Origin of the sequence: Arthrobacter sp. TB 26 (assembly GCF_000427315.1) — a bacterium.
GTDB lineage: Bacteria > Actinomycetota > Actinomycetes > Actinomycetales > Micrococcaceae > Arthrobacter.
This window is the reverse complement of the sequence record NZ_AUPJ01000127.1, coordinates 3,557-13,264: the sequence shown is the minus strand read 5'-3', so window position 1 is coordinate 13,264 and position 9,708 is coordinate 3,557. Positions and strand designations below refer to the sequence as shown.

The following is a 9,708-nucleotide window of genomic DNA, read 5'->3' as shown; positions in this document are numbered from 1 at the left end:
CCCCGCCGGCACCGTAGGTCGCCGTCGGACGGGTGGGCATGCTCAGCGGCGGGGTTTCTGGGTTGTCAGCGCTTTTCCCGGGTGGCAGCGCTCCAGCCCAGTTCCCCGTCACCGGAACCTGACTGGGCGATCGACTGCTCCGTAACGGCCCTTATGAGGGCTCAAAAGGGCCGTTGCGGAGCAATCGATGGGCCGGGGGCGGGGCGGGCGGGACCAACTGGGCGGGAGCGTCACGTCAAGGCCCGCAGGGGATGGCCAACCCCAGGAGCAGGCAGCCGCCGTCGTCGCTGATCAGGGCGCTCGGCGAGCACGCCCGTTTGCCACAGACGGCCNCGGAATGGGAACTCCCATTCCGGCCGTCTTCGTCAATCCGTTGAGTCCTTGGCCTGCTGCTTGGACTTCCACTCGTCCGCGAGGAGGGCGTAGACGACTTCCGTGGCCCACTGACCCTTGTAGTGCCACTTGTCCACCTGGGCGGATTCCAGCCGCATGCCGAGGCGTTCGCACAGCGACGCGGAGGCCGTGTTGAGCGCATCCAGCTTGGCGTCGATCCGGTGGAAGCCGAGCTCCTCGAAGCCCAGCTCCAGCAGCGCCCCGGCGGCCTCGGACGCGATGCCCTTGCCGCGCGCCGCCGGGGCGAGGCTCCAGCCGATCTCAGCCTGCCCGCAACCCGGCAGCCACTTCAGCACCACCTCGCCGAGCAGCCCGGGCGAGTCCGCGGCCTCGATGGCCAGGCAGATCCAGTCGCCCTCCTTCTCGAAGGCGAAGTTGGCGTACTTGCCCACGGACTCCATGGACTTGGTGTAGCTCTTCGCCTCCCCGGGCAGGAACCGGGCTGTCTCGGGCAGCGAATGGTAGGCGTGGTAGGCGTCCAGGTCCCCGGCCTCGAAGCGGCGCAGCACCAGCCGTTCGGTGCGGAGGGGCAAGTTCAGTTCCGTCATGGCCCCAACGCTACCCATCGATTGCTCCGTAGGTGCCGTTTTGGGCCGCCAAAAGGGCCGTTACGGAGCAGTCGATGAGTGGGTGACGACGGCGGCGGTGGCCTCGGCGATGGCGCGCTCCTCGTCGGTGGGCACCACGAGCACGGGGATGGCCGAGGACGCCGAGGAGATCACCCGGGGCTCCTTCGAGCGTTCGCGGTTCAGGCCGGCGTCGAGCTGCACGCCCAGGGCACCCAGCCGCTCCGCCACGAGGGCGCGGAACTGGTGCGAGTTCTCCCCGATCCCGGCCGTGAACACAAGCGCCTTCGCCCCGCCGACGGCCACGTGGTAGCCGCCGATGTACTTCGCGAGCCGGTAGGACGCGACGGCGAGCGCCATGGCCGCTTTGGCGTCCCCGGCTTCGGCGGCCTCCACGACGGAGCGCATGTCGTTGTTGCCGGCCAGGCCCTTGAGCCCGGACTGGCGGTTGAGCATGGCATCGAGATCCTCCGGGGACCAGCCGGCCCGGCCAAGGAAGACGAGGATGGACGGATCCAGGTCACCGGAGCGGGTGCCCATCACCAGGCCCTCCAGCGGGGTGAAGCCCATGGAGGTGTCCACGGACTGTCCACCGCGGATCGCCGTGACGGAGGCCCCGTTGCCCAGGTGGGCGATGACGGCGTCGAATTCGTCCACCGGGACATCCAGCAGCGCCGCCGCCCGGTGCGCGACGTATTCGTGCGAGGTGCCGTGGAAGCCGTAGCGGCGGATCCCGTGGTTGGTGTAGAGCTCCTCCGGCACCGCGTAGCGCCAGGCGTGCTCCGGAAGGGTGCGGTGGAAAGCGGTGTCGAACACGGCGACCTGCGGCATGTCCGGCCACTTCTTCGAGATCGCGCGGATGCCCAGCACGTTCGCCGGGTTGTGCAGGGGCGCCAGCGGGTTGAGCCGCTCGATGGCCCGGGTGATCTCGTTGTTGATCAGGACCGGCGCGGAGAAGCGCTCCCCGCCGTGCACGACCCGGTGCCCGACGGCGTCGAGCACCCGTCCGCCGAGGGCCGCGTGGATCTTGGCGTCCACGAGTTCCAGTGCCTCCGCGTGGTCGCGGGGGCCCTCGATCTGGCCGTCGCCCTCGCCGCCGTTTCCCATTCCGATCTTCTCGACCAGTCCTTCGGCGAGTACGCTGCCGGCCTCGACGTCGCGGACCTGGTACTTGAGCGAGGACGAGCCTGAGTTGATAACGAGCACGAGCATGGGGGCCTCCTACGCCTTGGCTTCTGCGCTAACCCCGGAGGGCGCGTCGGGACTGGGCATCACGCCGGAGCCTGGCGGAGCGCTCCCTGGGATCCACTATAAATTGCCGGGCTGGCGAGGCCGCGAATCCGTTGCGAAAGCCGCGGCGGGCGCCTAGAGTCGGCGGACCAACTGAACAATTCACGAAGGGATTTCCATGACTGACGACACGACCGAGCCAGAGAACACCCAGTCGGACAGTGGTTCCGGTAAGCCGGATCCCACCGGCGTCGAAGGTGCCAACCCGGCCCTGGACGACACGGGGAACCTCAAGGCCGCCGAGGTCGGGGAAGCGCCCGAGGCCCCCGAGAACCTGGAGGACCTGGACCTCACGCCGGCGGGCCTGGCCAACGAGCCCGCCGAGCAGGAAGATCCCGACAGCCCGGCGCAGCCGGAAAACAGCTGACCGGAGTCCTTCCCTTCGCTGGCGCCCTGACTACGCATGGGCAGCCGCGGGCGCCGGCTCGGCGGCGGCCTCCACGGACTGCGCCTGGACGGCGGTGATGGCCACCGTGTTCACGATGTCCTCCACGGTGCAGCCGCGGGAGAGGTCGTTCACCGGCTTGCGGAGTCCCTGCAGGACGGGCCCGACGGCGACCGCCCCCGAGGACTGCTGCACCGCCTTGTAGGTGTTGTTGCCGGTGTTCAGGTCCGGGAAGATAAACACGGTGGCCTGCCCGGCGACGGACGAGCCGGGCATCTTGGACTGCGCGATCGCTGCGTCCACGGCCGCGTCGTACTGGATGGGGCCCTCGACGGCGAGATCCGGGCGGCGCGCCTTCACCATCTCGGTGGCCTGCCGGACTTTGTCCACGGCCTCGCCGGTACCGGAGCCGCCGGTGGAGTAGGACAGCATGGCCACGCGCGGCTCCACGCCGAACTGGACGGCGGTCTCGGCCGAGGCCAGCGCGATGTCCGCCAGCTGCTCCGCGTTCGGGTCCGGATTGACCGCGCAGTCGCCGTAGACCAGCACCCGGTCCGGCATCAGCATCAGGAACACTGAGGAGACGATCTTCACGCCGTCGCGGGTCTTCACGAACTCCAGCGCGGGGCGGATGGTGTGGGCGGTGGTGTGCGCCGCGCCGGACACCATGCCGTCCACCACTCCTAGCTGGACCATCATGGTGCCGAAGTAGCTGCCGTCCAGCATGAGTTCCAGCGCCCGGGCGAGGTCCACACCCTTGTGCGCCCGCAGCTGTGCGTACTTCTGCGCAAACGGCTGGCGCAGCTCCGACGTCGCGGGGTCCACGATGCTGATGCCGGAGAGGTCGATGCCCTGGGTGGACGCCAACTCCCGGACCGCCGACTCGTTGCCCAGGATCGTGAGGTCGCAGACATCCCGCCGGTGCAGAATCTCGGCGGCACGCAGGATCCGCACGTCCTCCCCCTCCGGCAGGACGATGTGCCGGCGCTGCAACCGGGCCCGTTCGATGAGGTCATGCAGGAACCGCAGCGGCGTCATCCGCTCCGGCCGCGGCAGGTGCAGCCGTTCCAGCAGCTCGGCCTCGTCCACCCGCTTGGACCACAGGCCCAGGGCGGAGGCCACCTTGCGGCGGTGCCCGGACCAGATCTCGCTGCGCACCTCGGAGACGCGCTTGGCGGTCACGTAGGTGTCGTCCGGGGCGGCAAAGATCGGGAACGGTGCTTGGGCCAACAGCGAGTAGATGGTGGGATCGGGGGCCAGGCCGCCGGTCAGGATCAGGGCCGACGGGACCGGGAACTCGGGCGAGAACGACGAGGCCAGGCAGGCGACGAGCACGTCGGCACGGTCACCGGGCACGATCACCAGCGCGCCGTCGTCGAGCACGTGCAGGAAGTTGGCCACGCTCATGGCCGCCACCTTGACCGAATGAACGTCACGTTCCAGGTCCGGCAGCCCGGCCACCTGGCCCAGACCGAGGGCGGAGGCGACCTCGCCGGTGGTCGGCCTGGCGATCGACTCCAGCTCCGGCAGGACGTAGACGGGCCGGCCTGAGGCGCCAGGGCGGACGGCCGCGGCAATGGCTTCCAGGTCCTCCGGGTCGGCCCGGTTCACCATGATCGCCAAGAGCGAGCAGCGTTCGGCGAGGAGTTCCTTCCGGGCAACCTCGACGGCGTCGGTCGTCTCCGCGACAGAGCGCCCCTTCGCTCCCACCACAGCCACGATGGAGGCGGCCAGGTTGTTCGCGAGGCGTGCGTTGAGATCAAATTCGACGGCGGCGTCCTGGCCCGTGAGGTCCGTTCCCTCCACGATGACCACATCGCAGTGGCGTGACATCTCGGCGAAGATCTCCACGCAGCGGGCGTCGATCTCGGCCCGGTTTCCCTCGGCCAGCAGCTTGCGGACCTCGACAAACGTCAGGCCGCCACGGCAGCGCTGATCGTCGAGATCGAACCGGGCCTTCATCAGTGCCACCATGGGGTCCGAGGCAGGGTCGTGCCCGTTGACCACAGGTTTGAAGAAGCCAATACGGTCCGCATGGCGGTGCAGGGTGTCCGCCAGTCCCAGCGCTATGAGCGATTTCCCGGAGCCCGGTGTGGTCGCGCTGACGTAGATCCCCTTGGCCATGATCCGCCCTTAGGTTGTGCCGTAGTGGTGCTCGGTCCCTCCCAGCCTACTTTCTCATGCCGGGGAGCCAGCGTCCTGGCCGCTTTTTGCAGGGTTTTGGGGTGTTTTTTGGCTGCCCAGCTGTGTCCGCTGGGAGCTTCATGCGCCCGCCGGCTCTTGACAGAAGGCACCCAAATGGGATTACCTAATGAACATTCGGTAAATAAAGCTGGAGGCAATGACGCATGGCTGAACTGACGATTTCCGGTGACACCCATCCCATCCTTAAAGACGACTACGCCTCGGAATGGATGGGCATCGAAGTTGTAGCGCTCGACGACGGGCATGCCACGATCCGCATGACGCTCCGGCAGGAAATGCTCAATGGATTCGGCATGGCCCACGGCGGAATGATCTTCGCCTTCGGCGACACCGCTTTCGCGCTGGCCTGCAACCCTGCGAGCCCGGAGCCGGGCGACGAGGGCACCATCACGGTGGCCTCCGGCGTCGACATCAACTTCCTCAAGCCGGCCTTCCGCGGCCAGGTCCTGACCGCCGTCGCCAACCGCCGCGCCAGCACCGGACGCAGCGGCCTCTACGACATCCAGATCTACGCCGCCGATCCCAGCACAGGCATGCCCGCAGCGGAACTGACGGCACCCGCCGTCCCGGCCGCCACGGTCCCGGGCGAACTCCCCACCGACATCGCGCCGGGCGAACTCGTCGCCGAGTTCCGCGGCCGCAGCCGCACCATCTCCAAGAAATAGAAACAGGGAACCCCCAGATGACCCAAGAAACCGTCGCACCCACCAGTGAAGCTGTCCTGGACCGCGAAGAAACCATCTCCCGCGACGAGCTCGAGGCGCTGCAGCTCAGCCGCCTGCAGCACACCGTGGCCTACGCCTACGACCGCGTCCCCCTGTACAAGCGCAAGTTCGACGAACACGGCGTCCACCCCACGGACCTCCGGGAGCTCTCCGACCTGGGCAAGTTTCCCTTCACCACCAAGGAGGACCTCCGCCTGGAGTACCCCTTCGGCATGTTCGCCGTGCCGCAGCACGAGGTAGCCCGAATCCACGCGAGCTCCGGCACCACCGGCCGCGCCACCGTCGTCGGCTACACCAAGAAGGACCTCGCCGACTGGGCCAAGCTCGTGGCCCGCTCGCTGCGTGCCTCCGGCGTCCGACCGGGCATGAAGGTCCACAACGCCTACGGCTACGGCCTGTTCACCGGCGGCATGGGGGCCCACGCGGGCGCCGAGGCGCTGGGCTGCACGGTCATCCCGATCTCGGGCGGCCAGACCGAACGCCAGATCACGCTCATCCAGGACTTCAAGCCCGACGCGATCCTGGCCACCCCGACGTACCTGCTGACCATTGCCGATGCGATGATGAAACAGGGCATCGACCCGGCCTCCACCTCGCTCAAGTACGCCGTGCTGGGTGCCGAGCCGTGGACCGAGGAAATGCGCCACGAGCTCGAAGTGATGATGAACATCAAGGCCTGTGACATCTACGGACTCTCGGAGGTCATGGGGCCCGGGGTCGCCGGCGAGGCCGTGGAAACCCAGGACGGCAGCCACATCTGGGAGGACCACTTCCGCCCCGAAATCATCGATGCCTTCGACCCCTCCGTGGTTCTGGGCGACGGCGAACCCGGCGAACTGGTCTTCACCTCGCTCACCAAGGAAGCGCTGCCGATCATCCGCTACCGCACCAAGGACCTCACCCGCCTGCTCCCCGGCACCGCCCGCCCCGCGCACCGCCGCATGGGCCGCATCACCGGCCGCAGCGACGACATGATCATCCTGCGCGGCGTGAACCTGTTCCCCTCGCAGATCGAGGAGATCGCGCTGCGCATCCCCGAGCTGAGCCCGCACTTCCAGCTCGAGCTCACACGTCCCGAGGGCCAGCGGATGGACCAGCTGACCGTCAAGATCGAACGCCGCGAGACCGTCACGGTCGAGGGAGTCGCCTCGGCCGCCAAGGTCCTGCAGCAGCAGATCAAGATCCACGTCGGATCCTCCTGCACCGTCGACGTCGTCGAGCCCGGCTCCCTGGAGCGGTCCAACGGCAAGCTCCGCCGGATCTACGACATGCGTCCCAAGGCCTGACCACGCCATGTCCAGCCCGCCGGCCGGCCCGCACGGGCCACCCGGCGGGCTGGCTGATCTCCTGATCGTGAGAAACTAGCGACTATGCCCACAACAGCAACCAGCACCAAACGCGGACGCCCCGGCTATGACCAGCAGTCAGTGCTGGTGATCGCCGTCGACGTCTTCAACCGCCACGGCTATGACGCCACCTCCATGGGCATCCTCGCTGAAAACCTGGGCATCTCAAAGTCAGCCATCTACCACCACGTACCCTCCAAAGGCGACCTCCTGAAGCTCGCCCTGGACCACGCTTTGGGCGGCCTCGAAGCCATCCTGGACCAGCCGCAGGCCAACACCGGCACCGCCGAAGCCCGGCTGGAGTTCGTCCTCCGCGAGACCATTTCGGTGCTTGTAGAGCGGCTTCCCTTCGTCACCCTGCTGCTGCGCCTGCGTGGCAACACCGAGATCGAACGCGACGCCATGGAACGCCGGCGCACGTTCGACCACAAGGTGGCGGCCCTCATTTCCGCGGCCCGCGACGAGGGGTCGCTCCGCCAGGACATCGATCCGCGCACGGTGACCCGGCTGCTCTTCGGCACGATCAACTCGATCGTGGAGTGGTACAAACCCGGCGGCTCCCTCTCCCCCGAGAAACTGGCCGACGACGTCATCACCATGGCCTTCCATGGCCTCCACGTCGCCCGCTAGGCGGGGGGTTCGGGGCTCCACCAGAATCCCATTGACCGCGCCCGGCACCCGGGCCACGCTGGGAGGATGGCCACCAAACTCTCCCAGGTGCTCATGGGCACTTTCCCCCGGCTGCGCTACGAACCCACTGCCAAAAGGATCCGCGCGAGCCTCGGCCGGACCGCCGTCGTCGATACCCTGCAGGCCTGCCTGATCTGGGAACCGCGGCGGATCACGCCCATCTTCGCTGTGCCGGAGCAGGACCTGCTGGCCGGGCTCGCCACGCCGTCGCTGCCGGCGGCCCCTGCCTACGAGTACCCCTTCGCGCTTCGGCAGGGCGCGGCCGCGACGTCCCTCGACCCCACAACGGGGTTTGGCAACCACACCTGTGCCGGCGAGGAACTCGACGTCGTGACGGCTGCGGCGACCGTTCCCCGCGGCGCGTTCCGGCCGGAGGACCCCGACCTGGCCGGCTATGTGGTGCTGGATTTCGCTGCCTTCGACTGGCTCGAGGACGATGAGGAGATCATCGGCCACCCGCGGGATCCGTTCCACCGCGTTGATATCCGCGCATCGGTCGTGGACGTGCAGGTGGCGCTCGACGGCGTGACGCTGGCCCGCACGCACGGCGCGCAGCTGCTTTACGAGACGCTGCTCCCGGTGCGGTACTACATCCCGCCGGCGGACGTGCGGCTGGACCTGCTGCAGGAGAGCCCCAAGCGGACCGTCTGCCCTTACAAGGGCCAGGCCAGCTACTGGAGCGTCCCGGGCTCGGGGCACGGCCGGAACGTCGCGTGGAGCTATGACCGGCGGTTCCGCGACGCCGCGCAGATCCATGGCCTCGTCAGCTTCTTCAACGAGCGGGTCGATCTGAGCGTGGGGGGCGTACAGCAGCGCCGGCCTGTGACTCCGTGGTCCCGCCCGAGCGGTCCGGGGGCACTTTGAGGGCGGCGTCCGTCCCGCAGACATGGAACAGCGCCCCGGCGGACCGGGGCGCTGTTCCTTGTGTGCCGTTCCTTGTGTGCCGGGAACTGCCCTCAGAGCTGGTAGTCAGCGGCCGTGGTGATGTTCTCGTGGACGCATAGGATGTTGTGCTCCGTGTCCATGAACCAGGCGCACTTCTCCGAATCCGTTGTACAGATGTGGTTCTCGGTCTTGAGATCCGGTTGGTCGTAGTCCTGGAACTGGACGCCCTTGGCTTCCATCTCCTGGACGGTCCGCTCGATTTCGGAGACTTCAAAACTCAGGGTGGTGTGCTCGGAATGCTTTCCGTCCCTGACGGGCATCAACTGCAGCATGGGGCCGCCGTCGCTGCCGAATAGTTCACTTCCATCGTCGGCCACGCCACGGTGCGGGAGGCCCAGGGTATCCGCATAGAACCGGTGGGCACGCTCTGCATCATCGACTGGCAGGACCGTTGTGGCTTTGTTCAACAATAGGGTCATTTCGCCACCTCCTACGAGCACGATTTTACGCCGCAGCCGGGTGGAAAGAGCCCGCCAATTGCCCCCTCCACCACGGTTGCCCTATCACTTGTGGCTGCCATTCCGGGCTTTAGGCAGCCACAAGTGATAGGGCAACAGGGAAGGGGCTACTTCTCCACGAGGGTGAGGACGTCGTAGGTGGCCACGATTTCGTCGTTCTGGTTGGTCAGGACGGCATCCCAGGCCACTTCGCCGTACTCGTCGGTTTCGCGGGGGGTGATCTTCTTGGCGGTCAGGGTGACCCGGATGGAATCGCCCGCAGCAACCGGCGTGATGAAGCGCAGGCTTTCCAGACCGTAGTTGGCCAGCACCGGTCCCGGCGCGGGCTCCACGAACAACCCGGCGCCCCAGGCCAGCAGCAGGTAGCCGTGCGCCACGATGCCCGGGAAGAACGGGTTGGCCGCCGCTGCCTCCTGGTTGGTGTGGGCGTAGAAGGTGTCGCCGGTGGAGTTGGCGAACTTCGTGATTTCTTCCAGGCTCACTTCGCGCAGCCCGGAGCGGATCGCGTCACCGATGTGCAGCGTGCTTAGGTGCTTCCGGAACGGGTGCTGGCCTTCGGTCTCAAGCGTGAAGTTGCGGTCGGCCCCGGTGTGCCAGACGCCCGTGACGGCGGTCAGCATGTTCGGTGAGCCCTGGATGGCGGTGCGCTGCATGTGGTGCAGGACGGAGCGGATGCCGCCGAGCTCCTCGCCGCCGCCGGCGCGG

Annotated in this window: 9 protein-coding genes and 1 pseudogene (1 of these 10 running past the window's edge); 5 read left to right on the top strand and 5 right to left on the bottom strand. The window is 67.7% G+C overall.

Translation table 11 applies throughout. The annotated features are described in order from the left end of the window. Window positions 1–365: 365 nt before the first annotated feature. Both K789_RS0104055 and K789_RS0104050 read right to left on the bottom strand, forming a co-directional pair. Window positions 366–941, bottom strand: a complete 576-nt coding sequence (locus K789_RS0104055) for a GNAT family N-acetyltransferase (RefSeq protein WP_024365640.1) — start codon at window positions 939–941, stop codon at window positions 366–368. A 60-nt stretch (window positions 942–1,001) separates the two neighbouring features. Beyond that, on the bottom strand, window positions 1,002–2,171 hold the full coding sequence (locus tag K789_RS0104050; protein ID WP_024365639.1) for an acetate kinase: 1,170 nt from the start codon (window positions 2,169–2,171) through the stop codon (window positions 1,002–1,004). Window positions 2,172–2,367: 196 nt separating this feature from the next. On the opposite strand from K789_RS0104050, the gene K789_RS0104045 reads away from it, so the two are divergent. Next, window positions 2,368–2,616 (top strand): hypothetical protein, encoded by a 249-nt coding sequence (locus K789_RS0104045; RefSeq protein WP_024365638.1) that lies wholly within the window; start codon window positions 2,368–2,370, stop codon window positions 2,614–2,616. A 30-nt stretch (window positions 2,617–2,646) separates the two neighbouring features. Here the strand turns inward: K789_RS0104045 and pta are convergent, their stop codons facing one another. Then, complete coding sequence (gene pta, locus K789_RS0104040; RefSeq protein ID WP_024365637.1) at window positions 2,647–4,758, bottom strand: phosphate acetyltransferase; 2,112 nt, start codon at window positions 4,756–4,758, stop codon at window positions 2,647–2,649. Between the two features lie 224 nt (window positions 4,759–4,982). On the opposite strand from pta, the gene K789_RS0104035 reads away from it, so the two are divergent. The 4 genes from K789_RS0104035 to K789_RS0104020 all read left to right on the top strand — a co-directional run bounded on the left by K789_RS0104035 (window position 4,983) and on the right by K789_RS0104020 (window position 8,464). Then, the gene (locus tag K789_RS0104035; protein ID WP_024365636.1) at window positions 4,983–5,504 is read left to right on the top strand and encodes a hotdog fold thioesterase; all 522 of its coding nucleotides are present in this window, start codon (window positions 4,983–4,985) and stop codon (window positions 5,502–5,504) included. 17 nt (window positions 5,505–5,521) lie between these two features. After that, complete coding sequence (paaK, locus tag K789_RS0104030) at window positions 5,522–6,850, top strand: phenylacetate--CoA ligase PaaK (protein ID WP_024365635.1); 1,329 nt, start codon at window positions 5,522–5,524, stop codon at window positions 6,848–6,850. Window positions 6,851–6,934: 84 nt separating this feature from the next. Next, on the top strand, window positions 6,935–7,540 hold the full coding sequence (locus tag K789_RS0104025; protein ID WP_024365634.1) for a TetR/AcrR family transcriptional regulator: 606 nt from the start codon (window positions 6,935–6,937) through the stop codon (window positions 7,538–7,540). Between the two features lie 66 nt (window positions 7,541–7,606). Beyond that, window positions 7,607–8,464, top strand: coding sequence for a DUF427 domain-containing protein (locus tag K789_RS0104020; RefSeq protein ID WP_024365633.1), 858 nt, complete (start codon window positions 7,607–7,609; stop codon window positions 8,462–8,464). Window positions 8,465–8,556: 92 nt separating this feature from the next. On the opposite strand, the gene K789_RS0104015 is transcribed toward K789_RS0104020, so the two are convergent. After that, entirely contained in the window at window positions 8,557–8,964 is a 408-nt protein-coding gene (locus K789_RS0104015) for a VOC family protein (protein ID WP_024365632.1), read from the bottom strand. A 146-nt stretch (window positions 8,965–9,110) separates the two neighbouring features. Next, a pseudogene (paaZ, locus tag K789_RS22245) lies at window positions 9,111–9,708 on the bottom strand (phenylacetic acid degradation bifunctional protein PaaZ) (it continues 1,524 nt past the right edge of the window).

Excerpts from the sequence above, each read along its gene's own strand:
- K789_RS0104055 (WP_024365640.1), bottom strand. The coding sequence starts at position 941 with ATGACGGAACTGAACTTGCCCCTCCGCACCGAACGGCTGGTGCTGCGC.
- K789_RS0104050 (WP_024365639.1), bottom strand. The coding sequence starts at position 2,171 with ATGCTCGTGCTCGTTATCAACTCAGGCTCGTCCTCGCTCAAGTACCAG.
- K789_RS0104045 (WP_024365638.1), top strand. The coding sequence starts at position 2,368 with ATGACTGACGACACGACCGAGCCAGAGAACACCCAGTCGGACAGTGGT.
- pta (WP_024365637.1), bottom strand. The coding sequence starts at position 4,758 with ATGGCCAAGGGGATCTACGTCAGCGCGACCACACCGGGCTCCGGGAAA.
- K789_RS0104035 (WP_024365636.1), top strand. The coding sequence starts at position 4,983 with ATGGCTGAACTGACGATTTCCGGTGACACCCATCCCATCCTTAAAGAC.
- paaK (WP_024365635.1), top strand. The coding sequence starts at position 5,522 with ATGACCCAAGAAACCGTCGCACCCACCAGTGAAGCTGTCCTGGACCGC.
- K789_RS0104025 (WP_024365634.1), top strand. The coding sequence starts at position 6,935 with ATGCCCACAACAGCAACCAGCACCAAACGCGGACGCCCCGGCTATGAC.
- K789_RS0104020 (WP_024365633.1), top strand. The coding sequence starts at position 7,607 with ATGGCCACCAAACTCTCCCAGGTGCTCATGGGCACTTTCCCCCGGCTG.
- K789_RS0104015 (WP_024365632.1), bottom strand. The coding sequence starts at position 8,964 with ATGACCCTATTGTTGAACAAAGCCACAACGGTCCTGCCAGTCGATGAT.